The organism is Allocoprococcus similis (assembly GCF_054660775.1).
The window spans coordinates 215,793-239,412 of record NZ_BAAHSG010000016.1 but is presented as its reverse complement, the minus strand read 5'-3'; the positions used below and the strand labels follow the sequence as shown (position 1 = coordinate 239,412).

The 23,620-nt window shown below is 39.1% G+C and carries 34 protein-coding genes, 1 tRNA gene and 2 pseudogenes; 5 read left to right on the top strand and 32 right to left on the bottom strand.

Translation table 11 applies throughout. From position 1 onward, the window contains the following. Nucleotides 1-54: 54 nt before the first annotated feature. From ACYQ5K_RS08930 to ACYQ5K_RS08895, 8 genes are all read right to left on the bottom strand, one after another. Nucleotides 55-537, bottom strand: a complete 483-nt coding sequence (locus ACYQ5K_RS08930; protein ID WP_015513326.1) for a gamma-glutamylcyclotransferase family protein — start codon at nt 535-537, stop codon at nt 55-57. Nucleotides 538-549: 12 nt separating this feature from the next. Beyond that, nucleotides 550-1,506, bottom strand: coding sequence for an amidoligase family protein (locus tag ACYQ5K_RS08925; protein ID WP_006426990.1), 957 nt, complete (start codon nt 1,504-1,506; stop codon nt 550-552). A 2-nt stretch (nt 1,507-1,508) separates the two neighbouring features. Further along, the gene (dcm, locus tag ACYQ5K_RS08920; RefSeq protein WP_110102375.1) at nt 1,509-2,804 is read right to left on the bottom strand and encodes a DNA (cytosine-5-)-methyltransferase; all 1,296 of its coding nucleotides are present in this window, start codon (nt 2,802-2,804) and stop codon (nt 1,509-1,511) included. A gap of 70 nt (nt 2,805-2,874) precedes the next feature. After that, entirely contained in the window at nt 2,875-3,465 is a 591-nt protein-coding gene (locus tag ACYQ5K_RS08915) for a hypothetical protein (protein WP_459777464.1), read from the bottom strand. Between the two features lie 154 nt (nt 3,466-3,619). Further along, nucleotides 3,620-3,910 (bottom strand): plasmid segregation centromere-binding protein ParR, encoded by a 291-nt coding sequence (locus ACYQ5K_RS08910; protein ID WP_110102373.1) that lies wholly within the window; start codon nt 3,908-3,910, stop codon nt 3,620-3,622. Next, nucleotides 3,907-4,815, bottom strand: coding sequence for a ParM/StbA family protein (locus ACYQ5K_RS08905; protein ID WP_158526417.1), 909 nt, complete (start codon nt 4,813-4,815; stop codon nt 3,907-3,909). The genes ACYQ5K_RS08910 and ACYQ5K_RS08905 overlap by 4 nt, the downstream gene beginning before the upstream one ends. A 187-nt stretch (nt 4,816-5,002) precedes the next feature. Continuing rightward, nucleotides 5,003-5,335: a DUF5720 family protein gene (locus ACYQ5K_RS08900; protein ID WP_005341391.1), complete on the bottom strand. Its 333-nt coding sequence runs from the start codon at nt 5,333-5,335 to the stop codon at nt 5,003-5,005. A gap of 40 nt (nt 5,336-5,375) precedes the next feature. Beyond that, nucleotides 5,376-5,687 carry a hypothetical protein gene (locus tag ACYQ5K_RS08895; RefSeq protein WP_215727210.1) on the bottom strand — a complete coding sequence of 104 codons (312 nt, stop codon included), beginning with the start codon at nt 5,685-5,687 and terminating at the stop codon, nt 5,376-5,378. A gap of 210 nt (nt 5,688-5,897) precedes the next feature. Between ACYQ5K_RS08895 and ACYQ5K_RS08890 the strand changes: the two genes are divergently transcribed. Then, the gene (locus ACYQ5K_RS08890; RefSeq protein ID WP_005341369.1) at nt 5,898-6,134 is read left to right on the top strand and encodes a helix-turn-helix domain-containing protein; all 237 of its coding nucleotides are present in this window, start codon (nt 5,898-5,900) and stop codon (nt 6,132-6,134) included. Nucleotides 6,135-6,462: 328 nt separating this feature from the next. Here the strand turns inward: ACYQ5K_RS08890 and ACYQ5K_RS08885 are convergent. The 5 genes and pseudogenes from ACYQ5K_RS08885 to ACYQ5K_RS08865 form a co-directional block, all read right to left on the bottom strand. Next, a pseudogene (locus ACYQ5K_RS08885) lies at nt 6,463-6,714 on the bottom strand (flavodoxin); the annotation flags it as partial. Between the two features lie 126 nt (nt 6,715-6,840). Further along, nucleotides 6,841-7,044, bottom strand: a pseudogene (locus ACYQ5K_RS08880) (hypothetical protein); the annotation flags it as partial. A gap of 17 nt (nt 7,045-7,061) precedes the next feature. Further along, on the bottom strand, nt 7,062-7,604 hold the full coding sequence (locus ACYQ5K_RS08875; protein ID WP_173687904.1) for a flavodoxin family protein: 543 nt from the start codon (nt 7,602-7,604) through the stop codon (nt 7,062-7,064). Nucleotides 7,605-7,606: 2 nt separating this feature from the next. Further along, nucleotides 7,607-7,741, bottom strand: a complete 135-nt coding sequence (locus ACYQ5K_RS08870; RefSeq protein ID WP_274597642.1) for a hypothetical protein — start codon at nt 7,739-7,741, stop codon at nt 7,607-7,609. 20 nt (nt 7,742-7,761) lie between these two features. After that, complete coding sequence (locus tag ACYQ5K_RS08865; RefSeq protein WP_173687905.1) at nt 7,762-8,760, bottom strand: alpha/beta hydrolase; 999 nt, start codon at nt 8,758-8,760, stop codon at nt 7,762-7,764. 119 nt (nt 8,761-8,879) lie between these two features. Between ACYQ5K_RS08865 and ACYQ5K_RS08860 the strand changes: the two genes are divergently transcribed. Then, a complete protein-coding gene (locus ACYQ5K_RS08860) occupies nt 8,880-9,317 on the top strand; it encodes a MerR family transcriptional regulator (RefSeq protein ID WP_195230217.1) in 438 nt (145 codons plus the stop codon). A gap of 30 nt (nt 9,318-9,347) precedes the next feature. Here the strand turns inward: ACYQ5K_RS08860 and ACYQ5K_RS08855 are convergent, their stop codons facing one another. Then, a complete protein-coding gene (locus tag ACYQ5K_RS08855) occupies nt 9,348-9,878 on the bottom strand; it encodes a GNAT family N-acetyltransferase (RefSeq protein ID WP_173687907.1) in 531 nt (176 codons plus the stop codon). 27 nt (nt 9,879-9,905) lie between these two features. Further along, the gene (locus ACYQ5K_RS08850; protein WP_173687908.1) at nt 9,906-10,391 is read right to left on the bottom strand and encodes a GNAT family N-acetyltransferase; all 486 of its coding nucleotides are present in this window, start codon (nt 10,389-10,391) and stop codon (nt 9,906-9,908) included. A 349-nt stretch (nt 10,392-10,740) separates the two neighbouring features. On the opposite strand from ACYQ5K_RS08850, the gene ACYQ5K_RS08845 reads away from it, so the two are divergent. Continuing rightward, a complete protein-coding gene (locus tag ACYQ5K_RS08845; protein WP_330585980.1) occupies nt 10,741-10,935 on the top strand; it encodes a DUF6061 family protein in 195 nt (64 codons plus the stop codon). Nucleotides 10,936-11,005: 70 nt separating this feature from the next. Here ACYQ5K_RS08845 and ACYQ5K_RS08840 read toward each other — a convergent pair whose 3' ends face one another. The 3 genes from ACYQ5K_RS08840 to ACYQ5K_RS08830 form a co-directional block, all read right to left on the bottom strand. Continuing rightward, on the bottom strand, nt 11,006-11,173 hold the full coding sequence (locus ACYQ5K_RS08840; protein ID WP_019162966.1) for a hypothetical protein: 168 nt from the start codon (nt 11,171-11,173) through the stop codon (nt 11,006-11,008). After that, complete coding sequence (locus ACYQ5K_RS08835; protein WP_330585969.1) at nt 11,173-11,886, bottom strand: HAD-IC family P-type ATPase; 714 nt, start codon at nt 11,884-11,886, stop codon at nt 11,173-11,175. Before ACYQ5K_RS08835 ends, ACYQ5K_RS08840 begins: the two co-directional genes overlap by 1 nt. 63 nt (nt 11,887-11,949) lie before the next feature. Then, a complete protein-coding gene (locus ACYQ5K_RS08830) occupies nt 11,950-12,225 on the bottom strand; it encodes a metal-sensing transcriptional repressor (RefSeq protein ID WP_173687909.1) in 276 nt (91 codons plus the stop codon). A 213-nt stretch (nt 12,226-12,438) separates the two neighbouring features. Between ACYQ5K_RS08830 and ACYQ5K_RS08825 the strand changes: the two genes are divergently transcribed. Then, on the top strand, nt 12,439-13,542 hold the full coding sequence (locus ACYQ5K_RS08825; RefSeq protein WP_173687910.1) for a uroporphyrinogen decarboxylase/cobalamine-independent methonine synthase family protein: 1,104 nt from the start codon (nt 12,439-12,441) through the stop codon (nt 13,540-13,542). Between the two features lie 136 nt (nt 13,543-13,678). Here ACYQ5K_RS08825 and ACYQ5K_RS08820 read toward each other — a convergent pair whose 3' ends face one another. The 13 genes from ACYQ5K_RS08820 to acgA form a co-directional block, all read right to left on the bottom strand. Beyond that, the gene (locus ACYQ5K_RS08820; RefSeq protein ID WP_243868758.1) at nt 13,679-14,095 is read right to left on the bottom strand and encodes a hypothetical protein; all 417 of its coding nucleotides are present in this window, start codon (nt 14,093-14,095) and stop codon (nt 13,679-13,681) included. A 517-nt stretch (nt 14,096-14,612) separates the two neighbouring features. Beyond that, nucleotides 14,613-14,683: transfer RNA gene (locus ACYQ5K_RS08815), tRNA-Ser, on the bottom strand. A gap of 100 nt (nt 14,684-14,783) precedes the next feature. Continuing rightward, the gene (locus ACYQ5K_RS08810) at nt 14,784-15,446 is read right to left on the bottom strand and encodes a hypothetical protein (RefSeq protein WP_173687911.1); all 663 of its coding nucleotides are present in this window, start codon (nt 15,444-15,446) and stop codon (nt 14,784-14,786) included. A gap of 100 nt (nt 15,447-15,546) precedes the next feature. Beyond that, nucleotides 15,547-15,855, bottom strand: coding sequence for a helix-turn-helix domain-containing protein (locus ACYQ5K_RS08805; protein ID WP_173687912.1), 309 nt, complete (start codon nt 15,853-15,855; stop codon nt 15,547-15,549). A 39-nt stretch (nt 15,856-15,894) separates the two neighbouring features. Continuing rightward, the gene (locus tag ACYQ5K_RS08800) at nt 15,895-16,761 is read right to left on the bottom strand and encodes a TrmH family RNA methyltransferase (RefSeq protein WP_173687913.1); all 867 of its coding nucleotides are present in this window, start codon (nt 16,759-16,761) and stop codon (nt 15,895-15,897) included. Between the two features lie 44 nt (nt 16,762-16,805). Then, entirely contained in the window at nt 16,806-17,078 is a 273-nt protein-coding gene (locus tag ACYQ5K_RS08795; RefSeq protein ID WP_173687914.1) for a hypothetical protein, read from the bottom strand. A gap of 153 nt (nt 17,079-17,231) precedes the next feature. Next, the gene (locus ACYQ5K_RS08790) at nt 17,232-17,744 is read right to left on the bottom strand and encodes an HD domain-containing protein (RefSeq protein WP_459777463.1); all 513 of its coding nucleotides are present in this window, start codon (nt 17,742-17,744) and stop codon (nt 17,232-17,234) included. A 238-nt stretch (nt 17,745-17,982) separates the two neighbouring features. Continuing rightward, entirely contained in the window at nt 17,983-18,918 is a 936-nt protein-coding gene (locus ACYQ5K_RS08785) for a DUF1848 domain-containing protein (RefSeq protein ID WP_195230213.1), read from the bottom strand. A gap of 58 nt (nt 18,919-18,976) precedes the next feature. Then, nucleotides 18,977-19,891 (bottom strand): SIR2 family NAD-dependent protein deacylase, encoded by a 915-nt coding sequence (locus ACYQ5K_RS08780; RefSeq protein WP_195230212.1) that lies wholly within the window; start codon nt 19,889-19,891, stop codon nt 18,977-18,979. Beyond that, nucleotides 19,842-20,615 carry a protein-ADP-ribose hydrolase gene (locus tag ACYQ5K_RS08775; protein WP_173687918.1) on the bottom strand — a complete coding sequence of 258 codons (774 nt, stop codon included), beginning with the start codon at nt 20,613-20,615 and terminating at the stop codon, nt 19,842-19,844. The genes ACYQ5K_RS08780 and ACYQ5K_RS08775 overlap by 50 nt, the downstream gene beginning before the upstream one ends. Further along, nucleotides 20,612-21,223 (bottom strand): 4Fe-4S binding protein, encoded by a 612-nt coding sequence (locus ACYQ5K_RS08770; RefSeq protein WP_173687919.1) that lies wholly within the window; start codon nt 21,221-21,223, stop codon nt 20,612-20,614. Before ACYQ5K_RS08770 ends, ACYQ5K_RS08775 begins: the two co-directional genes overlap by 4 nt. A 1-nt stretch (nt 21,224) precedes the next feature. Then, complete coding sequence (acgM, locus tag ACYQ5K_RS08765; RefSeq protein ID WP_173687920.1) at nt 21,225-22,289, bottom strand: radical SAM/SPASM domain protein, ACGX system; 1,065 nt, start codon at nt 22,287-22,289, stop codon at nt 21,225-21,227. A gap of 27 nt (nt 22,290-22,316) precedes the next feature. Beyond that, the gene (gene acgA, locus ACYQ5K_RS08760; protein ID WP_173687921.1) at nt 22,317-22,562 is read right to left on the bottom strand and encodes an ACGX-repeat peptide; all 246 of its coding nucleotides are present in this window, start codon (nt 22,560-22,562) and stop codon (nt 22,317-22,319) included. Nucleotides 22,563-22,774: 212 nt separating this feature from the next. Here acgA and ACYQ5K_RS08755 point away from each other — a divergent pair, with 212 nt between their 5' ends. Then, nucleotides 22,775-23,095 carry a winged helix-turn-helix transcriptional regulator gene (locus ACYQ5K_RS08755; RefSeq protein ID WP_173687922.1) on the top strand — a complete coding sequence of 107 codons (321 nt, stop codon included), beginning with the start codon at nt 22,775-22,777 and terminating at the stop codon, nt 23,093-23,095. A gap of 243 nt (nt 23,096-23,338) precedes the next feature. Here the strand turns inward: ACYQ5K_RS08755 and ACYQ5K_RS08750 are convergent, their stop codons facing one another. Then, a complete protein-coding gene (locus tag ACYQ5K_RS08750; RefSeq protein ID WP_173687923.1) occupies nt 23,339-23,575 on the bottom strand; it encodes a winged helix-turn-helix transcriptional regulator in 237 nt (78 codons plus the stop codon). Nucleotides 23,576-23,620: the final 45 nt, after the last annotated feature.

Here is a 23,620-nt window from a genome sequence, read left to right as displayed (position 1 = left end):
TAAATAGATTTTTTTAATTAAATACCGCAGAAGATGTTTCCTCTGCGGTACGTTTTATCTTGTATATCGATTTTTTTCTTTTTTCACTTCCTGTCTGGTACGCTTCACCGCTTTCATGACAGAATCTGTTGGAATCTGGTTATCCTTATATCCTTCCAGAATTCCATCCAGATAAAACTTCGATGGTCTTGCCGGAACATCTTTGTGCGGAGCGTTCATCATATATACAAACACCTCTTTCTCCACTCCATCCTGATTTTTTACCTGAATCGATTCTTTCCCATAAAAACTTGGGAATCCTTCATAGAAATCCAGACTCTTCTCACACGCTTCTGTGATTTTCCATAAAACTCCTTCGACACAGCTTCCCTTTTCCGGCAGTACCGTTGCTACTCCGTTACCCGGAGCCTTTCCTCGAAATGCCAGCCGATAATCTTCAAGCCGGACATTTTCCACAACTTCCGCAGCCGGACACCTGTACTTCATCTGCTCCAGATTCATGTTGCTGCCATAAGCGAAGTAATATCTATCTTCCATTTTTTCTCACCTCTATCTGACTCCTTCTGTCCTTTGATTTTTCTTCAAACACTCATACGTGCTTTTATCATATCTCCACGCAAGATCACCATCCAGATTTGCCAGCAAATGTTTTCGGACATTTTTATATTCGTCTCCAATTAACCCAAGTCTCAATAAAAATGTACGAAATGTAAATGCTGGATTTTCTGATATCAGTGTCTTTTTCATCTGTGTCGATCTCTGATTGATCGCCTGTGCGGAAATGGCTAATGCCAGAGTAATATTTGCTCTTACCTTTCCTGCATGAAGTGTGCTTTCAAAACAGCGCCATTCCAAAGTTCCTTTTGAAAACACAGCATGAAGATTCAGAGCATAATAACGGGTATGATCATAATGGGTATGACTTCCATCCCTGCCTCCATACCAGACATTTCTTACTCGGTCCATTGTGATTGATTTATTTGGTATTTTTCGGATTTTCTCCAATACCTCCGGTCGCACCCTCTGACAATAACTATTTGCTCTTCTCTCCTGCACTTTCAGTGCTTTGAACAGAATATCTTCCTTTGCATACATAATTGTCAGTGCATTTTTCAGACTCTGCGGTGTATGATTCGATGCATCTACATGAACATGCTGACCACAGGACTCATTTACAAAACCGCCATGCTGTCGCAGACATCGTACTACTTCCTGTAACTTACCCATTTCATCATAGGATAATTTCGGAGATACCATTTCTGTTGAATATTCTCCACCTGCGTCTACAATTCGACCGTATACTTTTCGTTGTGTATAAATGCTCCCATCAGACATAAATTTCCACTTTTTTCCTTCCAAATCTATCACTGACCAGACTCCATAAGTAGTGCCGTCATAATATGCTTCTGTTCCAAACATTTCAGCAACAACTTCTGCAGCACGTTGTCTGGTAATTCCTGTCATCTCGATTTCTGTGCCAAAGTATTGGTCTTTTATACCGATCATGCCTAATGGATTCCTTTCTCAGACACTTCCTGTGTGTTGAGTTCGGAGTCTGCCTTTTGTAACAATCTGCCAATTGCCTCGATAACATTGACAGTTACTCCGTTTCCAGCCTGTTTATAAAGCTGTGCATCAGAAGTGCTGTCTATGATTTTATTTATTTGCCAATCATAATACCCCTGCAGTCGCAGACATTCCCTTGGAACTAATCTTCTTATTCTTCCGTGATACAAGATGCCATGACGATCGGTTGCAGTAATTGTAAACATCGGTTCTTCTGGTTCTTTCATGCGTCTGCCGTTCTGACGGACATTTTCTTTGGCTGGTGTAAGGACTGCTCTTGCCCCTTCTTCACTTAATACGCCGGAACATTCTCCTTTGTATTTATGGATTCCACATTGTCGGGTATTAAGGCTTCTGCATTCTTCAGTTACCAGTGGTGGCGGAGACAAATCTACAAAATGAAGTGTTCCCTGTTGGATACCTGTAGTCAGGGTGTGTGCTATCTGATGTCCGACTCTTCCTCTCCTGCTGTTGAGATTCGCATAGCCTAAATCGATGCTGTCACCCTCTCTTGCAAGTTTGTAGCCGAGCTTTGTATTTTCTTTAATTGGAACACCCACATCATATAATCCTGTCTTTCCACCCATTCCTCCGGCTTGTGATGTCAGGGTACAGCTTAATCCTTTTGGACTGTAGACTCTTTTTCCCTGACTTCCTGCCCGGATTTGAACAAGAGCTGCTCCATTTGTTTCTGGTTCAGGTAATACTTTTCCGGCACATCGGAAATCAAGATATCCGACAATATACACCCGCTTTCTTGCTTGGGGGACTCCGAAATCCTTGCTGTTAAGCACTTTCCATTCGACATGATACCCCAGTTCAGAAAGCGTACTGAGGATGGTGCAAAACGTCCGGCCTTTGTCATGCGATAACAAACCGGGAACATTTTCAAGGATAAAATACGAGGGTCTTTTAGCTTCAAGAATCCGGGCAATTTCAAAAAAGAGAGTTCCTCTTGCGTCAGCAAATCCTTCTCGCTTTCCGGCGATAGAGAATGCCTGGCAAGGAAATCCTGCACAGAGTAAATCAAAATCTGGCATTCGTTCTGGTTCAATTGTTCTTGCATCACTACAATACCACTCCCCTTCTGTGTCAAACAGCAATCGGTAGTTCTTATCCGCATAAGTATCCACCTCGCAATGTCCGACACAGACAAAGTTTCCTGCCCGTCTTAAGCCTTCACGGAATCCCCCGATTCCGCTAAAGAGATCAAAAAATTGAATGGTTGCGGCTATCAACCTCCTTTTTGCTGATAAAAACAGGCGGCATGATTTCTCATACCGCCCTTCGTTATTCTGTATCAATTGGTTACCATTCTGTTGGTTCTTCTGTTTTGGTTTCTTCTTCCAGATCAGTTTCTCTTTCTGGTTCAGTTTCCTCTTCCGGTTCGCTGTCCCCTTCTGGTTCGTTTTCCTCTTTCAGTTCACTCTCCCCTTCTGGTTCGTTTTCCTCTTTCGGTTCGCTCTCTCCATCTGGTTCGCTTTCCTCTTCTGGTTCGCTGTCCCTTTCCGGCTCAGTGCTTTCTTCCGGTTGTGTTTCTTCTGTTCCCAATTCTCCAATTGTCTGTTCGGATTCTTCAGGCTGATCTTTGCTTTGCCATTCGGCCTCTGCCTTTTCCAGTGCTTCTTCTATAATCTGAATTAAGAAGTCTTTCTGTTTCATGTGTTTCTTTCCGATGACTACTTTTAATCTCTGGAATAATTCCTCTGATACCTGTACTGCTACTGTTCTTACTGCTCCCATGCTTATTTCTCCTTTTCCTTCCAGTCTGTTGAAATGTTCTTCAATGACCTGTTGTAAAAATTTTTGTGTGCTGCTTTCTGTGAGTTCAATCTCTTCTCTTACTTTCTCATGTAAGTCCATCGGGATCTTTCCGCAGATATTTTTCATTTCTGCCATAACCTTTCTCCTTTCTCTTTCGCTACACACAACATACTCCAAAGCCGCATGGAAAGCTATTCACAATACCCACCAAAGATAACGATGCATTTTATGCCTTACCCCTAGCAGATCCAACAATGTATGTATCGTGCAATCATAGGCCTCACCCCCTTTACAAATTTTCCATTTGAGATAGAAAATCCATCATCTGATCTGGTATTTCTTCCGATGATGGGTTCGTTGTCGATTGTTCCGTAGTGCCACATATTCCTAATTCTCGAACACTTTCTTTTATCGTCTTTTGAATGACTTCTTCCAGCCATTTTCGATCCTCTTTTTCCAGAATTGCCTGAACCAGATACTGGCTTTTCTGCCCTTCTGGAACACTTTGAAATTTCTCCCATGCCCTTTGGTGTTCTGGTTTTTTCAGATTCGGGCGGAACGAATACACAGGGCGTGTCATCTCGCCCACATCTGCTGTACAATCCGTTCATACCCTGTTGCGTTGGCATGGACGTCCTCTATAAAAACGGGGCGGCAAATCGCGTCCTGTGTGGTCACGTGGCGTTTTAAAATTGCAGAGCCTCCCCCCATAAATACGGTGGGTACTGCCCGGAGATCAAACCCGGATTCTGTCACCGCAGACAGTATTCTTTCTATATATTTCCGTCCGTTTTCCTGTATGATCCGTCTGGCCTCTTCTGCCATACTGCAAGATTCTCCCCGAAGCACACGCTCAATTTGAGTTTCTGTCACAGACAGTCCGGTATTTCTACGCACTTGTTCTGCTGTCTCATCAATACATCGGATTACTCCAAGTTCCAGACTTCTGCACGTTGCTGCATTCGGAACAGCATTGTCCAGCCTCATAAGGTCAACGGTCCAGCCACCAATATCAACAAGCAGAACAGACGGTTCATTCTTCAGATACTCTGGATGCAGAGCAAGCGCAGAGTATCCCTGTGGGAACAGTTTCACATCTTTTATTGTTATCTCATATAACTCACTTTCATATAAAAATCGCACTGGCTGCTCTTTCCGCAACAGATACTCCCTGAATCCCTGTTTCTCTCTTCCAAAACTTGAAAGCGGAAGTCCAACAGCCAGAATTACCTCTGTCTTTCGTTCCGCTTTCCGATGCTTGATTTCTTCTGCAATGGCTGCCAACGTCAGCAGATAATAATTATCATTTGACGTTTTATTTTTTACCAGCGTCTGTCTTCCCGTACCGCAGACATAATACTTTCCTTGATATTGCAGAACATTCTGCATGGTATACGGCTCGTAATCATACCCAATAATTCCACTTGGGAAAGACACTTGTCTTGTTTTAATGGCATAATAGCCATGATCAATTCCTATGATTATCGCAATCACATCCTTTCATTTTTTCTGTTTAACGTAAGGTCAAAAATGTTGTCACTGCTGCAACGGATCGTTGCAAAAGTGCCATTCGTGAACACTTTTCTATGTTCCAGCGTCCCAAAACCTGCGGAAAATCTGGCTTTTTTATACCACTATCGCCAGAGGAACACTACTGTTCCTTCCCAGCCGGTTATAAAAGATCCCTCTCCCGGCGGCGGTCCAGCCTGTCCGGGGGAGGGATATATCGCAAGTTTCCTTTTTGAACAATTGCCTGTCTTTTTATTTTTATGAGATGTTTTTCCTGCTTTTGTAAAATGGGAAGATACTCCGGTTCTGTCAAAAACTTCCGTATATAATTGCCCTTTTTTCCCAGCTTGTTATCATTTTTCAGCAGTTCTATTTCTACCATGTAATGGGTATCTGGATGAAATCTCTTCTCACACAAAATGCTGTCCCCTTTTATATAATCAGATTTAGCCGATTCTCTTGCTGCCGCCAAGAGTTCATAAATACTTACTTCCACCTCTTATCACCTCCCAAAAGACCAGAAAAAAGCAGACCTCTTAATCGAAGTCTGCTCCTGTCGGATATGGTAATCCTCTTTCTTCATATTTTTTATCGATATAATTTCGAATCCATTCCCTGTATTCTTCCGTTAATGCCAGTTCCTGAAATTCTAACAACCACTTTTCCCCTTTTGCTTCGTCATCAAGCCATCGATCTTCTATGCACTCCGGCTCATCTAACATTTTCATCATCGCTTCAAATGGCTCTTTTACATCATCACCAAATTCTTTCCATAAGGCGATTCCATAGTTCTCCAGTTCAAAAAATTCTGTCAGATATGTCAATCGTTCCATATCCCCCAATGTCATTCTTTTTTCACCTGACAATAATGCTCGATCTCTTTTGCCACATAGATTTAAAAATTTTCTCTTTTCCATCTCCACATCCATTATACTTTTACCTCTTCCTGTTAAAAATAATTCCTTATTACGAAACATTATAAAATTTAAATTCTTTAGAATCAATATATATGTTTCTGTATTACGAAACTTTTTATTTTATAAGGGGAGTTCATCATTATGCAAAAGATTAGACCAGATATGGATATTGGTAAAAATATCCAAGCAATTCGATATAAAAACAATATGACTCAAGACCAAGTAGTTGCAAAATTAAATCTTATGGGTATCTCCATCACCAAAAGTACCTATGCCAAACTGGAAACAAATCGCATGAACATTAAGGCATCTGAATTAGTTGCACTTGCAAAACTCTTTCATACCGATATCAATGCTTTCTTTTCCGGCTTGCTATAGTTCGACATTCCCCGACTCCCTGTGTATATAATAGCATATTAAAAATAAGAACCAGTCTATATTCTTATCGGATATAAACCAGTTCTTTTTTCTTATCAAATAATATAAAAGTGACAGGGAATTCAGATTCTTATCTTCTGTCACTCATGTAATTATTATTCTATTTTAAATTTAATGAATTTACCCATTCTTGAATTTCTTTTTCAATGTTATTTTCTATATAAACGTCATACACATTTTTCCACATTATCTGTGTATACTGTTATTTTCAACCCCATAATTATAACTTGGTACACGCTATACACTACTATAAACTGTACTCCATTTTAGGGAATCCTAAAAGAATCTCGTCATAAGAACTCATATCCATCTCTTTTTTCATAATCTCCGGTCTGTATTTCTTATCACTCATTTCCACACTGCTGCGGGATTTTTTATCCATCCAATTCAGATCAGTTTTTGTATATGGAACTTTCGGTTCAATCTCAAATAAATCAGCTTTTACTTCCTCTGCAATCATCTCTGCTACTTTTTTTGTTGTTCCGCTTGCGCTGAAAAATGCAACTAATTTTTTACTCATAATAAAAAGCCCCTTTCTTTGCGAATTTCTCGCATAAAAATAGATGTATAAGATTTGATTTTCTCTTATACATCTATTTTATACCCAATTATTTTATTATGTCTAATGCTTATATTGAATTCTCTTCTATGCCTGAAAAGCATTTATTTCTTCTATCATTTTACTGACTGCCAGAGAATATGGAATATTTCGTCTCCAGGCAATCACAGTACTTGTCGTGATTTCAGGAGAAATTCTTCGCTGTACAAGAATATCCTCTCGCCAATATTTTGCAGCACCTTCGATGGATACCGGATACCCCAGTCCATTTGCTGCCATAACTCCGGCATTGGGTACTCTTTTCAAACTTATAATTTTTTTCCAAGTTCATATGCTTTCTTCATTACATCTACATGGCTTGCAGCTGTATTTGCATCATTAATCCCACCGCCACCGATCATGCCTTTCAAGGAAGCCTTTTCAAAACAGTCTACCCAGCCTTGCAGACCATTATAGGCTTTTTCAAATGCACTTTCATCATTTTCAGCGGCAGTTGCAATCATATAAATATCTCTGAATGAATAATCTGTCGAATATAAAGGATTCAATCTATCAAGAAGTGTTTTCATCTGACCGCACATCTCATAGTAATAAATTGGTGTTGCATAGACAATGACCTCCGCATCCTTTACCTTTGCCATAATATCAGCAACATCATCCTTCAGTACACACATCCCAGTCTTCTGGCAGGAAAGACAACCGATACAATATTTTATATCTTTTCCTTTCAAAGAAAGAAGTTCCACATCATGCCCGGCTTCTTTTGCTCCCTTTGCACACTCTTTTGCGAGTATATCAGAATTGCTTCCTCCTCGAAGACTTGTCGATATGATCAATACTTTTTTTGCCATGATTAAATTTCTCCTTTTGTATGATATTTGTTATTCAGCTCCATTGTTATTTTTAATGCTCTTTGAGACAACTCGTGCATAACCAGATGCTCTTCACTTCCACCATCTACAGTATATCCGGGCTTTATATTACTCAAATATTCCTCACATGTCATGACTAACCAACCCCATTTTCTTCAAAAAATTTCTGGATTTTATCAAATGGAATTACATCCAGATTATCGTAAAGATCTGTATGAACAGCCCCTGGAATTGTTAGCAGTTCTTTATTGGATGTGTACTTGCTGTCCTTGATCATATTCTCATAAGCATCTTTTCCAAAATAATAGCTGTGCGCTTTTTCTCCGTGAACGATAAGAACTGCATTTCTGATTTCATTACTGTACTTTAATATTGGCTGATTCATAAATGACATACATCCAATACTGTTCCAGCCATCATTGGAATTCAGGCTCCTTTTATGATAACATCTGCCTTTATAATACTCACTGTAATCTTTAACGAAGAAAGGCGCATCTTCCGGAACCGGAAGAGGAACACAACCACCGCCTCTGGAATATTCGCCTTTACGGTATTCTTGTGTTCTAAGGGTATTCAGCGACTGTTTCTTCGCATAACGTGCTTCTTCACTGTCCTCAGAATCAAAGTACCCATTCGCATTTACCCTTGTCATATCATACATAGTAGATGCAACAGTTACCTTTATTCTTGTATCCAATGCAGCTGCGTTAAGTGCCATTCCACCCCATCCACAGATTCCAATGATTCCTATTTTATCCCGATCCACATCTTCTCGAACAGAAAGGAAATCTACAGCAGCCATAAAATCTTCTGTATTAATATCCGGTGAAGCCATGTATCTTGGATTGCCTCCACTTTCCCCCGTAAAAGAAGGATCAAATGCAATGGTAAGATATCCTTTTTCAGTCATCGTCTGCGCATATAATCCGGAACACTGTTCTTTGACTGCGCCAAATGGTCCACTTACGGCAATCGCAGGATATTTCCCAGATGTATTTTTCGGCTTATACAGATCTGCAGCAAGTGTGATTCCATAACGATTTACAAATGTTACTTTCTGATGATCTACTTTTTCACTCTGTGGAAAAGTTTTATCCCATTCAGATACCAGCTTTAATTCTTCTGTTTTTAACATATTTATCATCCTTCCATATGCAAAATTTCTTGTAAATACACTAACAATAGTATATGATATAAATATCATATAACCTGAAGTTAACTTTAGGTCAAGCACTTTTTGAAAGAAGGTTTATTATGTATACAATCGGTCAGGTCTCTGCAATGTTTGGTATTCCTGTTTCTACCTTAAGATATTATGACAAGGAAGGCTTTTTCCCTAATCTGGAACGTAAGGGAAACATCCGTTATTTCAGCGATAATGAACTGGAAGCTCTTCGTATTATTGAATGTCTGAAGAAATCCGGTCTTGAGATCAAAGATATAAAGCAATTTTTCATCTGGGTATCTGAAGGCAGCTCCAGCTATGAAAAAAGGAAAGAATTATTTGAATCCAGAAAATCAGCTGTTGAAACTGAAATCCGGGAACTTCAAAAAACTCTTTCCCTCTTAAAATTTAAGTGCTGGTATTATGAAACAGCAATGAAAGATGGTAACGAAGATACTATAAATGCCATGTTGCCTAACAAACTTCCAGAAAATATACAGAAACTGTATGACAAAGGACATGAGTGATTTTTGTTTTCTTCAGCAAACTTGAATTTGTCAAAAACAAAGTTCGCAATACTTGCAGATGTGTTTTCTCCCGTGATATTCTTCTTCCTCGGTTTCGTCCGTCTGCCGCATCCCGTACTTTTCCATCACGCGAAGGCTCGCAGTATTCTCCGCAAAATAGCCTGCGGTAATCTTTCGGAATCCCATTTCACGTAACTCTGTAATCACTGCATGCACCGCTTCTGTTGCATACCCACACCCCTGGTAGCGTGGGTGGACAACATATCCGATTTCTATCTCATCATCTTCAATTCCACAGTCATTGATAAAGCCAATGATTTTTCCATTCAAATAAATGCCATATTCCAGATGTTTATCATCTTCCACCTGGCTGAAAGAGATCAACTTCTGTACCAATTCTTCCAGACAACGCCGAGATTCCATTTTCGGTACCATAAAGGTGTCTGTAACTTCCGGCATTGTAAGAATGTCCAGCAGTTCATCGGCATCCTGCGCAGAATACGGCTTTAACGTGAGCCGTTCCGTTTGAATCATTGCTTTTTTCTTGATGGGTCTTGCCATGTGCATATCCTCCACAACTTTTGATTGTTATCCATTCGTATATCTTAAATAATAGTAGTCGTTTCCTTCCATAACAGCTGTTTTTCGAAACCCATGCCGTAAATAAAAACGTTCTGCCTGAATATTATCCTTATGGCATCCTAACGCAATGGGACGTTTGCCAAAGTCACGATAAACAAGCTGTATCGTCTGTTCCAATATTTCTCCGCCAATCCCACAACCACGAAATTCTTTATCAACTACAAATCCCATCAAACGGTAAAAAGGCTCGTTACTCATTTCCGGCGGATCTGTTTTCCAGGGAATTGCCTCTCCCAAAAGAATGAGCCCTATCGGCTTTTCATGATACTTTACAACGAAGGTATGCCCAATACAATGATGATTAACACCGTAATCCGTAAGATTCATTATAGTTGAAGCCGTATCAACAAAACCCTCGGGTATATCGTCTCTATCAATATTACAAGCATCCGAAAAATTCTGGTGTGTTAATTCCTCAAATTCTATATTCATAATTACCCCCACACAAATCCCGATTGAGATTTCACCTGTTTTAAGAAATTTAAATAACTGTTATATTTTGTTATTAAATTCTCCGCAAGTCCTTGAAAACACTGGATTTATCGCAGGTGAGCTTTCCCTTATTGTTTCCCTTGTGTTATATCGTCCCACCATTGTTTACGAACTCTGATAAGGACAAATACAAGGGCAAGAAAAATCTATAAAACAGTATAACACAAAATAAAGGTGACAAGGTGAACTGATTGAAATGCTTCTGATTTTTGTAACTGATGATTGAATGATAAGGAGATTCGATACGATGAGAACGATATTTGCAGAATACAATCCATAACTCAATAGTATTGATGTTTATACCAGCGCAGGTTACATGCTTCGCATTGACTGCTGGAAAGCTGAAAAGAATTTAAAAACCACACCCGGATCAGATTATGCATTGACCTCACTTGCAGTCGATGAACCACTTGAATGTGCGAGATTATATCTTGCTGGAAATTTGCAGATGTGGGTAGATGCAGAAGATTCACTTGAATTGTAAGCAGAATAACAGCGTGGATATTCAGTTTTATGAATTCCCACGCTGTTACTATTCCTAAAAATTATCTTTTTTACAAAATCAAAAGAACCAAACATATAGTGAAAATTATTATTCCAAGTGCACTAGCAATTGAATATATCTTTTTTGATTCTGAATCATTTTTTTCTTTTACTAAATAATAAATACCAAAACATGAAATAAGAATTCCAATAATCAAACCAATAACCTTAACTGTCATTATTTTTTACTCCCCCATTTTAATAAGAATGCTGAATTTATAATCACAAATATTGAACCCGCATTATGCACGAGTGCGCCAACAACAGGATTTAAGATTCCCAAAATTGCCAATGTAATTGCTATGAAATTCAGAGTCATTGAAAAAGTCATATTCAGTTTGATCGTAACCATCATATGCTTGGACAATGCTACCAGATGTGGCAGTTCTTTCACCTCATCATCCACTAATGCTATGTCAGCAGCATCTACTGCTATATCGCTTCCAACACCACCCATAGCAATTCCAACATCAGCTTTTTTTAATGCCGGAGCATCATTGACACCATCGCCAATCATGCATACTGGCATTCCGTTTTTTTGATATTGTTCAATGTATGCAAGCTTATTCTCTGGCATACAGTTTGCTTTTACATCTTCAATATGTAGTAAAGACGCTATCGTATTTGCAGCATTTTCATGATCTCCGGTCAAAAGGACTGGACATATACCAAGTTTTAAAAGTTCATCTATCATGTTTTCACTTTCCTTGCGTACAGTGTCTGATAATGCAAGAAAACCGGCAAAAGTATTATTTACAGATACATAAATGATGGTACATCCCTGTCTGATATAGTCTTTCGTATCTTCCAGAGCCGGTATCTCCACATGATACGCTGTTAATAACTCCGTATTACCCGCAAGCACCCTTTTTCCCTCTATCTCTGCACACACGCCTCTTCCCGGGATCATCTGAAAATTTTCTGGCTCATCCACTTTTTTACTTGTATCTGACAATTATTTCATATTTGAAAATCGTTCTACCGCTTTTGTAAATTGTTCAATTGTTTTATCCGCATCACCATGCTCAATACCATCTCTGACACAATGTTTGATATGTCCCTCTAAAACAACCTTTCCACACCCATGAAGAGCTGATTTAGCAGCATTAATCTGAGAAAGAATATCTTCACATGGAACATCCTCGTCAACCATGCGATCAATTGCCTGTACCTGACCAATTATTTTTTTTAAACGACGATGTAAATTATCTGCATCCATACATTGCTTCATATTAAGTTCCTCCATACTATAAGGGGTATATGTTTATTGTACTATACTGGTTAAATAAAGTCAATTTGGCATTTGATTTTAATAGCAACCAGGTATCCATAGTTTAAAGCTATATCAAACACTACTTTTTTCGTATTATACAAACACACTATTTTTTGACATAATACAGATAAATCAAACACAACTTGTACAATATCAGGGAGGAATTTTATTATGATAAATCTCACATATGACATCGTAGGTTCATTTCTCAGACCTGCCGAAATTAAAGAAGCACGTAAAGCCTACAAAGAAGGTACTCTTTCCAGAGAAGACCTGACAAAGATCGAAGATCAGACAATTGCTGATCTGGTAGAGAAAGAAGTTTCTCACGGCTTGAAATATGTTACAGATGGAGAATTCCGCCGCAGATGGTGGCATTTGGACTGGTTAAAAGAATTTGACGGATTTGATACCATTCATTTTACAAAAGAGATCAACGGAACCCTCAATGAAATTGAACTCGGAACAGTAACCGGTAAATTCTTCTACGACAAAAACAAAGCACACCCTGAACTTCGCGCCTGGGACTATCTCCACTCACTTGCACAGAAGTATGATGGCATTACCGCAAAAAAATGTATTTCCGGACCAAATATGATCCTGATCGATCATTTTCTTCAGCTTGGTAACAAAGAAACTCCTTACTACGGAACCGATATCAATGCTTTGATCGATGATATTGCCAAAGCTTATCAGGATGCCATTCAGGATTTTTATGTCCACGGCTGTCGTTATCTGCAGATTGACGATACGTCCTGGACTTATCTCATTGATGAGAACTTCTTAAAGAAAGTAACAGCTCTCGGGTATACACAGGAACAGATTTTAAGCTGGTTCCAGCTGGTATCAACCAAAGCTCTGGAAAACAAACCAGAAGATTTCTTTATTGCAACTCATTTCTGCAAGGGTAACTTTAAAGGAAATCCTCTTTTCCACGGTTTTTATGATTCCGTTGCACCGGTGATTACTGAAATTCCGTATAATGCATTTTTTGTAGAATATGATGATGCCCGCTCCGGTTCTTTTGATCCATGGAGTGTTTTAAAAGACAAGGATGCGATCTTTGTTGCCGGTCTGATTTCTACCAAGAATCCAGTTCTGGAAGATCATGATCTTCTGAAAAAACGCTACACCGAAGCACGTCTGGTTGTCGGTGATCAGATTGCACTTTCGCCACAGTGCGGATTTGCTTCTGTCGAAGAAGGAAACTGTATTGATGAAGAAACACAGTGGAAGAAGATTGATTTGCTGGTATCTTGTCAGGATTTTTTATAAGTTTGAAACGCCGTACTACTTAGTTAGTGCGGCGGACAAACAACTCTTTTCTGCTTTAAATTCTACATTTTTTCTATAGCAATTTTTTCCCTTACTTAACCTAAAACTATCTATAACTTCCTCGATAATTCATTTTTTAGTCCCAAAGTGCAAAAAAGTGTTCCTTCAGCAAATCCATCGCTTCATTTTTGCACTGTTCTCTATACTTTTCCAATTCTTTATCTTCAGCAAAATATTTTTCCGATATTTCTTTAAATTCCGATATCTCATCCATAAAATGCATTGTTCTGCTTCCATGTTTCTGACTTTCTTTCAATTCTTCTTCTGTCTGCAATTTTTCTCCAAATAAACCGTATCTCTTCACAAATTCTTTATACGCTTTACCATACTCTTCATCATATGGGTTCTTTCTCTTGCATGTTTCTTCATTAGACTCTCGCCAAAGAAAAATCATATGATCCAGAATTTTATTCCATTCTGCATGGCAAGTATCATTTACCAGAATTCCTTCTTTGTTTGTATAATTTTCTCCAAGATATCCTGGTGATCCCATCCGGTTATCTCGCAAATCCTGTAACATTTCTGGAATAAGATTTTGCAAATGTACATACATATTCCATTTATCACATTCCGCATATCCTCTTATGACACGCTGCCAACTCCAATACATACACCTTTTAAAATGTTTTATTTTAGCTGCAAACTTACTTTTTTTACCAAGCCCACATATTTGAAAATCTTCTTTTTTCCAAATATTATTCACTGATTTTCCTTTTCTCCCATTCATAAATCTACTCTCTCTATTCATTTTCTAATAAAGCCGCAGCTTTTACGCTGCGACTTCTATCTCTACATGCCTGCATTGCAGCCATGCGGATTATCCCTGGTCAATTGGTTTAACACCTTAACCTGCTTCATGGATTTCAGCACATTGTTATGCCTAAATGAAAGTTTTCTATTTACACAAAACCATTTAAGAACAAAATAGTTAACACTTCATGATTAAACATTCAAACAAAACCTAAAATGATTAACGTTTGTAGATGTATATACCATCCAATATCAGCTCTTTAAAGGCAGGATTTGAACCCGCGACATCATGATTAGCAATCATGTACGCTACCAACTGCGCCACTTTTTACTGAGCATCCAGTTAATCAAAACCGGTATTACCTTCTTGTAACCTAACCCTGTTACAGGGAAACCAAGTTCGGGATTTTCGCAATACAGGCAATGATACATCAGGCAATTTCTATAAATGTAGTTGCATTTGACACTTTAATCTGTGTATCCAGTTCTTTCAAAAGAATATTCCGTTTTTCATCCAATGCTTCCAGCTTTTTCTTTACATCCAAAGGATCTATAAGTTCTGTTGTATTTTCCTTGACATAAGCATCAACTACACCAAGCGGCTTGTCATCTTTTACTTTCGTGTCACGCCCAAGAATACTTAAACGCATATTCTCCGCCGTTGCCTGAAGCTGACTGTTCTTCATATCACAAAACCGTACTCGCTCATTATATTCATCACTCAGCTTTTCTCGAAGTTTCCCTTCAAAATCTGCTTCTCCTTCATAGGAATCTATACCTCTAAGTCTGCTTCTGAGAGAAATAGCTCCTGCAACGGTAAATGTTCCATAAGATGTCTTGATTTTTGTCTTAGCATTCGACTCTACGATTGCTGCATCAATCTTCTGAAAACGTTCTATCAGATCTCCAATCTGCTGATATGCGGCCTCTGCTTCCTTTACATATTCTGTCTTCTCGATCCTTTTTGCAAACACTTTATCTTCATTCAGCTTAATCGTATCTACAAAGCTTGCCTTTGCAATTTTATCCGTAATTTTCTTTACTAACAGATCTCTTTCATCCAGTGCCTGTGTAACTAACATCTTCTCACTCATAAAAAAATCCTCCTGTAAAATCATTTCCAACTTCTGATAGAAATAATTTTACCGAAGGATTCCTCATTTGTCATTGAACTTGTAGTATAATAGCACTCTGTTATGCTACTTTTCTTTCACTAAGTCTGTCATAATATGCATGCAAATGTCTGCGCTGTAAGAATTTCTTATCCGATTCAATAAATTTTCTATTACCACACAGCAGCTCATCTACCGGCAGCTGAAATAATTCGCTGAGTGCATATAAATTGTCAATCGTAGGAAGACTGCTTCCATTCAACCAGTGGTAAACGCTCTGAACACTTCCGAGTCCCAAATACTGCTGCACATCTTTCACAGAAAAACCATGCATCTTCATAATTCTTTTCAATCTGATTCCTGTTGCCTTCATATCAATTGTTGGGATCATCGTTCTTCTCCTTCATTTCATCTTAAATGTACTGAATAATTACACCTTTATTTTCCCAAGCTGCCAGAATGCCACCGCACTCGCCGCTGCCACATTCAGCGAATCAACGCCATGTGTCATCGGAATTTTAACCGTATAATCACATAGCGCTATTGTCTCGTTTTCCAGTCCTTCACCTTCATTTCCAAGAATAACTGCCAACTTTTCTTCCTTCATCAGTTCCGGATCATCGATGCTGACCGAATCATCAGTCAGCGCAAGTGCTGCCGTCTTATAGCCAAGCTTTTTCAATTCTGCAATCACCTGTTTTGGCCAGATTACTTCCCGCTTGCACCGCATTTCATTGCTATCCCGGATAAATGTCCACGGAATCTGAAATACGGTTCCCATACTCACCCTGGAAGCCCGTCTGTAAAGCGGATCACTGCATCCCGGACTCAGAAGTACCGCCTCCATATTAAGAGCCGCTGCAGACCGGAAAATTGCTCCTACATTTGTCGGATTCTGCACATTTTCAAGAATCGCGATTCTGTTTATCCCATCACACAGATCCTGAAATTTTCGAAGCGGTTTCCGTCTCATTGCACAAAGCATTCCTCTGGTCAGTTTGAAGCCTGTCAATTTAGTCAGCACCTCAAAATCCGCTGTAAAAATCGATACTTTCGTATCATCAAATCTGTTCATAATCTGGCTTGTTTCTTCATTCTCTTCCATCTGCTTCTTTTCAACAAGAACAGACAATGGCTCATAACCTGCATCCAACGCTCTGCCGATCACCTTCGGACTTTCTGCAATGAACATTCCCTCTTCTGGGTGATCTTTATTCAGAAGCCGTGCTTCTGTGCACCTGGCATAAATATCCAATTCCGGCGCATTAAAGTCTTTGATTTCTATTACGTTCATCATTCCTTTTCCCCTGTTTTCATCCGTATATTTAATCTGATCACCTTTTACAGACCTTCGCGATACACCTTATTGATCGTTGTCTGCGCATGTTCCAATTCTTTTTTCTGGATAATTGCGTTCCGGTCGCTTAGAATTGCCAGCATCTCATCCACCACGTCTTCCGGTCTCGGATCCGATATCCGGTACAGATATCCAAGCATTCTTGTTGCTGTGTAATCTGTATTCATCTGTTTATATGCGATTTCCCGGCAGAGGCTGTCCGGGTAACCTTTCTGCTGCAGTGCTTTGTAAAGTTCATCTTGTTTTGATTGTGTCATAAATACTACTCCAAATTTATTTTCTTTCCATTGTTCTTTCTACATTATACTGAGAACAACTTTTGAAATCAATCCGTTTTCTATGACTACAAACCAAAAAGCAGCCAATCCTGTTTCGATCAGCCGCTTCTCCTGTTATCCGTTATTTTTTTATTATTCTTCTCTTAAAAATATGGATTCCAACAACCTACATCCCACTGCCGTCTTAAAAATACAGGATTTCGCATTTTCAATCGACGCTTTTGGAAAATTACTCTCACTTGCATTTACAAGAAAATCTGCCTCTATTAAAATCTGATAATCAATCCCATCTATATTAGTGTATGTATGATGATGTGTGACCAGCCATATAATGCGCTCGACTTTCTGTTCTGATACAGGCATTCCTTCAAAGAACTCCTTTACCAGCGATTCACTTTCAAGTTCCTGATTTTTACCATTCGTGTTCCCATATTTTTCACGACAAAGTGGACAGGATATGTCATGCACAACTGCTGCAAGTTCCAGAACTTCCTGTGTGTTTTCATCCACACTTTCCTGCTCCCCTATCGTCTTTGCATATGCCCATACTTTCAGGAAATGCTCGATATCTCTCAAATTCCCCTGATAAAAACCAATCATTTTTTCAATGGCAACTGCTATAATTTTAGATTTTTCGTCTTTCATTGCGTGGTTCCTCCTGCCTTTTCTGATTTATCTTTTATAACTATAGCATATTCTATAATTTTCTACCAAACTTATTTACATGCCACACTTCCAGAGCAGAAATTCGAATATTTTTTATGTATAACTTTTATTCCGTTTGAAAACATAATATCAATATCATTTGCCGAACCATATCTGACTATTTGTGCACTCATCCCATTTCTCATTATATTTTTCTTTCCCAAACGTCCTCTAATTACTAAAAATCCAATCGAATCTGTCTGTCAATCCAGCTTTTCTGTATTGCCTCACGAATAATATCACCCTGCATATATCCACCAATCAAAAATGGGGAATCAGGATTGTGCTTTCTCATATTTTCTTTGACCAAAACCGGATTTACATTCGCATAACAGTATTTACACAAATGTCCGCAAGTATCATAGGCACCTATATCCGTCCCCAAAAGACATGCACATTCCCCATTTCTCTGATTTTGCTTTCTCTTTGGAACTTCCAGTCTGCTATGGAGAGCTGTCTCAAATGTATGAACAGTCATACATCCGGAGCAATCTGCACCATATTTGGCAAGCTCTTCTCCTTCCGCACAAGGCTTCAGAACCATTCCGTACTTTGACGCTATGTTGACAAATACTTTTCCTATCCTAGCCCTGTCTTCTGCCCGCACTGATTTTGCTTCCGGAAAATTGCGTTCCACCTTTTTATAAATATCTATAAAGCTGATTACACATGTCTTTGTGTATCCGGCAAGAATTTCAGCCATTTTTTCAAATTCAGATATATGCCACTCCACCGAATGTTTTTTATCTATAAAAATCGGATCATATCTCCATCCCATACTGTCAACACCTACGTTATCAGACAGTTCTTTCAAACCTTCCATCACAGTTTCTTTATCCGGAACGTTTGGCTCAATATCCCTTCCATAAGGTGTAATTGTCACAAACCAGTATTGACCATACGGTTTTAACTCATCAAGAAACGGCAGCATTGGAAGAGGGTTTTTCGTGCAGAATGCAATCAGATCCACAACTTCCGGTAAAAGGCTGTATTTCGTTACCTGTTTTGGATTATAGGGATTCCTCGCGCATACATATCCTTCTTTTATCCGATTCAAAAACCATTTTGAATAAAATGCAGGTATATCTGTTCTCATTCCTGTTTGTATTATCATTTTATCACACCCTCTTTGTCACTATTCGCTCCATTCACAGCCGTTCTTTATCACAAGTCTACAGTTCTTTCAGGACTTCTCCGATATCTTCATTCACGCAAACAGATTTTCTCGTTATTTCTTCCGGTGCATAGGCTTCACCCTGGTTCAGACACACATAAAATGCTTGTGGAAATGTGTTTGTCATCTGCCAGAACGGATATTTTATAATCCCGGGAGTATTATATCCTACACCAAGTTCAAGGAACACTATTTTCTGCTTTTTATGATCCTGTATAAATTGCTCGTACCGTTCTGCTGCCTGGTGCCATCCCTCATCTTCAACAAATGTCTGATCCGATCTTAAGTTCATACTCATTGGCTTACCACAGTGCGGACAATATGGAATCAGACTCGTCGGAATCGTAAGCTTTATTTCTCCGTCTTCCGGTTTTTGCATTTCCCCGTCTTTTATCTGAAATCCCTGACTCAGCACCATTTTCTTTATGATTTCTTCATTGTCATAGGTTTCCTTATGGCAAGGCTCACTACATTGAAACAGACCATAATCTCCCTGTGTATAAAAGATTCTGTTTTTATCAAAGCCGGCTTTTTGGAAGCAATGATCCACATTTGTCGTCAGTACAAAATAATCCTTCTCTTTCACCAGATCATACAAGTTCTGATATACCGGTTTTGGCGCATACATATATCGATTAATATAGATATATCTGCACCAGTATCCCCAGTGTTTTTCCAATGTTTTGTATGGATAGAAGCCTCCTGCATACATATCGGAAAATCCATATTTCTTTCTGAAATCCGAAAAATATTTTTCAAATCTTTCACCGTTATACACAAAACCGGCTGATGTGGAAAATCCCGCACCAGCTCCGATTATAATAGCATCTGCTTCTTGAATCTTTTCTTTTATCTGTAACATCTTATCCGAGTAACTGTTTGTAGAGTCGTTCATCTTCCTCTTTAAAAACATTAAATATCACCTTTATCTTTGATTTTGTCTTTTCTTTATATTGCTTTACTGTCTGTACTGCAAGTTCAGCAGCTCTTTTATTTGGAAACATGAATACACCAGTTGAAATACAACAAAAAGCAATACTCTTTACCTCATTCTCATCTGCTATCCTAAGACACGATTCATAGCAGGATATCAGTAAACGTTCATGTCCCTTTGTCAGCCTTCCCTGTACGATCGGACCAACTGTATGAATCACATGATCACAGGGCAAATTAAACGCCGGGGTGATCTTTGCATGCCCTGTCGGTTCTTCATGTCTCTGTTTTATCATCATATCATTGCAATAATTTCGCAGCTGAATTCCTGCATAGGTATGAATGCAATTATCAATACAGTTATGACAAGGCTGATAGCAGCCTGTCATACCACTGTTGGCTGCATTTACGATTGCTCCCACCTTAAGTCTTGTAATATCGCCCTTCCAGATAGAAAGATCAGGTTGTACCTCCCTGATATCTTCCAATGTGACAATCCCTTTCTTCTCATTTTCTTCTGAAAGGTACGCATCCTGAATCTGCAAAAATGCGTGGTCCATTTTTCTCGGCATTCTTATATTCATAAGTGACCGAAGCAGCATTTTCTGCTCGCCTGCATCTGAAGGGATCTGCATATTCTCATATTCTGGTCGCTCTTTCAACAATCCTTCAATTAAATATTTTCTTCTGTCATCCTGATTCATTTCCTGATCACCGCTTTCACCGGACAGTGTTCATAACAGTTTCCACAGTGCAGACAGTGATTCTGTCGGATGACAAAAGATGTTCCCTTCTCAATACATTTCTGTGGACAATGTTTCATACATGTCCCGCAGCCGATACAGGATTCTGTTATGTAATATCCCTTTTCTTTTACACTTACATTTCCAAGAATATATGTCTCCCGGAAAATCGGATTCACTCCAAGGTTAAAATATTCCACTTCCGCCTTATCAATGCAGAAAATAATACCGATTTCTCTTGTATACCCCGGATATACATTTGCAAGATATGGCTGTTCTTCAAAAATGATATCCATCCATTTTTTCTGTTCATTCTCTGCCACTGCGTAAGCCTTTCCTGACAAACGAATCATTTCTTTGTATTTTGTATAAGCAAGAACCTGAACCCTGCCATCTTCCATTAATTCTTTACAAAAATTTTTACCTCTGGCGGTGAAAAAATAGAGTGCATCCGGCTCATAATGAATCGCACTGATATTCCGTATCTGTGGTGCTCCTTCACTGTCCACCGTTGCGAATGCAAGCACTCCCACCAGCTGCATCTTCTTTAAACATGTTTGTAAATCCATTCTATTGCTCCTCCAATAATTCCCCGGTAATCTCATTTCTTGACTTCCAGCACTGCGGATCTGCCCCATAAAAGTTACCGCTTGTTCCATTGGCAACTGCCGGACATCCACGGCACCATGCCTTAAGTTCACACTTACTGCATTTTACAAATTTATCGTAATCTCTGTATTTTTCCATCTGACAGATCCAGACGTCTGCCAGTCGGTCTTCAAAAATATTGGCCACTTTACTGTCTGTCACCCTTCTGCATGCCATAATATCTCCGTTGGAAGATATGGTAATATGACAATTTCCACAGTTACAGCCGCCATAGATCATTCCTGCCTCTGTACTCTCAGGAAGCTTAAACTCTCCTGTTTCATATTCATACAGCGTCCACAAATGATCCTTTTTATTAAAATAGGTCTCACATCCTGTCTTTTCATATGCCTTATACTTTGCATCACAAACTTCCAGAAGTTTTCTGTATTCTTCCGGTGTCATGCTTGTATCAACTTCACCACCTGTAGGCACATAGCGCGAAAATGCAAAAACCTTTACTTTCGCTTTTACAACTTCATCAATAATATCCGGTATCTCTTCCATATTTGTTTTGGATACCGTGCTCATAATTACACTTTTTATTCCTGCTCTGTTCAGACATCCGATCTTCTCAATCGTCAGATCAAAGCTTCCCGGCTTTCTGAACCAGTCATGTGTTTCTCGCATTCCATCAAGGGACATCTGATACTTCTCACAACCACAAACCTTTAACATTCTGCAAATTTCGTCGTTCAAATGAAATGGATTCCCCATTAAGGTAAAAGGTATCTTTTTCGATTTCAGTAATATCATTAATTTCCAAAAATCCGGATGAAGGATAGGATCTCCGCCAGTAATATAGAAATATGGTACTCTGCCATATACTTTGCAGAAATCCTCACAGTTTTCCACTACCTCTGTCATCTGCTTCCAGGTCATGGACTTTAATTCCTTACAGCCTTCGCCTGAGAAAATATAACAATGCTTACACCGCTGATCACATTCATCTGTAATATGCCACTGAAAAGAAAAATACTGACTCATCCTATCCAACTCCTTCCTTAAATCATTCTACTTGTCAGATGCTCCACATGCTGTTCCGCATGCTGTCGGTTTCTCTGCTGGTTTGTCTGCTGCTCCACACGCTGTTCCGCATGCTGCCGGTTTCTCTTCCGGTTTGTCTGCTGCTCCACATGCTGTTCCGCATGCTGCCGGTTTCTCCTCTGGTTTACCTGCTGCTCCACACGCTGTTCCGCATGCTGCACTGGTTTCTGTTTCTGCTTTCTTTTTCCATCCGAAAAGATTTGATAATGCCATTTTGTTACCTCCTGATATTTTTGTTTGTTGTTATCTTTGTTGCAAGATTATAATATCAAGAGTTCTTAACTGACAAAAGTACGCACTTTTTTATTACATAGGCATAAAAAGGTGACCCTGGTTACTTTTTTATAACCTATTGCTTCTTTTGGTCTGTTACATTAAAATTAAATATAACAATAAAAAAGGATGTTATACAAGGAGGCGATCATATGTTAACAAAAGAAGAATTGCCGGAATGTCCGGTTGCAACCACAGTTTCGCTCATCGGCAGTAAATGGAAACTACTGATTATCCGAAATCTGTTAGACCGCCCTTGGCGATTCAATGAATTAAAGAAAAATCTTGAGGGAATCAGTCAGAAAGTTCTCACCGATAGTTTGCGCTCCATGGAAAATGATGGTCTCATAGTTCGCACAGTTTACCCGGAGGTTCCACCAAGAGTTGAGTACAGCCTCAGCGAACTTGGACTTACTCTGAAACCTATTCTCGACTCAATGGTCGAATGGGGTAACGCCTATAAAAAAATGTAGGGGAATTTTTAATGGGTCGAATTAAAAAGAGCTGAAGAGGTCATCTGACCTTTTCGGCTCTTTTTTGAATTCATTTATAAAGTCTACTGATTGACGAATCCTCTATTGGCTTTATGTAATCCCATGCACCGTCCTTACTCACAAGAGCCGAAATTGCAAATCTGGATTGCCGATCCATTCTCCATAACCGAAAACCCATATTTTGTGTAAAATGGCACATTATTTTTATCTTCAGGCATTCCTTCAATATGCATAAAATTTTCTGTCAATAATTCCATCTTCTATCAAGTCTTTCAATGTCGCAGCCAATACAGCATCCGTGATATTGTACATTTCTTTGCGAAGTTCGCTATATCGCAATTTTTCATTAGCAGATAGCACACATATAATGCGCGACTTCCATTTGCCGCCAAATATTGCCAGTCCATATTCAAGAGGACACCGTATATCATCCTCTAATTTTTTCTTGTATCTCACCATATAAAAATTATTCCCTTCTGAGCCTGCACACTTACTTTATTAGTA

Coding starts and splice junctions, on each gene's coding strand:
- acgA (WP_173687921.1), bottom strand. CDS start 22,562: ATGGCATTATCAAATCTTTTCGGATGGAAAAAGAAAGCAGAAACAGAA.
- ACYQ5K_RS08865 (WP_173687905.1), bottom strand. CDS start 8,760: ATGTTAAAAACAGAAGAATTAAAGCTGGTATCTGAATGGGATAAAACT.
- acgM (WP_173687920.1), bottom strand. CDS start 22,289: ATGAGTCAGTATTTTTCTTTTCAGTGGCATATTACAGATGAATGTGAT.
- ACYQ5K_RS08805 (WP_173687912.1), bottom strand. CDS start 15,855: ATGATCCCAACAATTGATATGAAGGCAACAGGAATCAGATTGAAAAGA.
- ACYQ5K_RS08930 (WP_015513326.1), bottom strand. CDS start 537: ATGGAAGATAGATATTACTTCGCTTATGGCAGCAACATGAATCTGGAG.
- ACYQ5K_RS08795 (WP_173687914.1), bottom strand. CDS start 17,078: ATGACACAATCAAAACAAGATGAACTTTACAAAGCACTGCAGCAGAAA.
- ACYQ5K_RS08785 (WP_195230213.1), bottom strand. CDS start 18,918: ATGATAATACAAACAGGAATGAGAACAGATATACCTGCATTTTATTCA.
- ACYQ5K_RS08755 (WP_173687922.1), top strand. CDS start 22,775: ATGTTAACAAAAGAAGAATTGCCGGAATGTCCGGTTGCAACCACAGTT.
- ACYQ5K_RS08810 (WP_173687911.1), bottom strand. CDS start 15,446: ATGAGTGAGAAGATGTTAGTTACACAGGCACTGGATGAAAGAGATCTG.
- ACYQ5K_RS08915 (WP_459777464.1), bottom strand. CDS start 3,465: ATGGCAGAAATGAAAAATATCTGCGGAAAGATCCCGATGGACTTACAT.
- ACYQ5K_RS08790 (WP_459777463.1), bottom strand. CDS start 17,744: ATGAAAGACGAAAAATCTAAAATTATAGCAGTTGCCATTGAAAAAATG.
- ACYQ5K_RS08775 (WP_173687918.1), bottom strand. CDS start 20,615: ATGAATCAGGATGACAGAAGAAAATATTTAATTGAAGGATTGTTGAAA.
- ACYQ5K_RS08925 (WP_006426990.1), bottom strand. CDS start 1,506: ATGATCGGTATAAAAGACCAATACTTTGGCACAGAAATCGAGATGACA.
- ACYQ5K_RS08840 (WP_019162966.1), bottom strand. CDS start 11,173: ATGACAGTTAAGGTTATTGGTTTGATTATTGGAATTCTTATTTCATGT.
- ACYQ5K_RS08875 (WP_173687904.1), bottom strand. CDS start 7,604: ATGGCAAAAAAAGTATTGATCATATCGACAAGTCTTCGAGGAGGAAGC.
- ACYQ5K_RS08910 (WP_110102373.1), bottom strand. CDS start 3,910: ATGACACGCCCTGTGTATTCGTTCCGCCCGAATCTGAAAAAACCAGAA.
- ACYQ5K_RS08750 (WP_173687923.1), bottom strand. CDS start 23,575: ATGGTGAGATACAAGAAAAAATTAGAGGATGATATACGGTGTCCTCTT.
- ACYQ5K_RS08860 (WP_195230217.1), top strand. CDS start 8,880: ATGTATACAATCGGTCAGGTCTCTGCAATGTTTGGTATTCCTGTTTCT.
- ACYQ5K_RS08770 (WP_173687919.1), bottom strand. CDS start 21,223: ATGGATTTACAAACATGTTTAAAGAAGATGCAGCTGGTGGGAGTGCTT.
- ACYQ5K_RS08830 (WP_173687909.1), bottom strand. CDS start 12,225: ATGAAGCAATGTATGGATGCAGATAATTTACATCGTCGTTTAAAAAAA.
- ACYQ5K_RS08890 (WP_005341369.1), top strand. CDS start 5,898: ATGCAAAAGATTAGACCAGATATGGATATTGGTAAAAATATCCAAGCA.
- ACYQ5K_RS08780 (WP_195230212.1), bottom strand. CDS start 19,891: ATGTTTTTAAAGAGGAAGATGAACGACTCTACAAACAGTTACTCGGAT.
- ACYQ5K_RS08825 (WP_173687910.1), top strand. CDS start 12,439: ATGATAAATCTCACATATGACATCGTAGGTTCATTTCTCAGACCTGCC.
- ACYQ5K_RS08820 (WP_243868758.1), bottom strand. CDS start 14,095: ATGGGATCACCAGGATATCTTGGAGAAAATTATACAAACAAAGAAGGA.
- ACYQ5K_RS08800 (WP_173687913.1), bottom strand. CDS start 16,761: ATGATGAACGTAATAGAAATCAAAGACTTTAATGCGCCGGAATTGGAT.
- ACYQ5K_RS08855 (WP_173687907.1), bottom strand. CDS start 9,878: ATGGCAAGACCCATCAAGAAAAAAGCAATGATTCAAACGGAACGGCTC.
- ACYQ5K_RS08895 (WP_215727210.1), bottom strand. CDS start 5,687: ATGACATTGGGGGATATGGAACGATTGACATATCTGACAGAATTTTTT.
- ACYQ5K_RS08850 (WP_173687908.1), bottom strand. CDS start 10,391: ATGAATATAGAATTTGAGGAATTAACACACCAGAATTTTTCGGATGCT.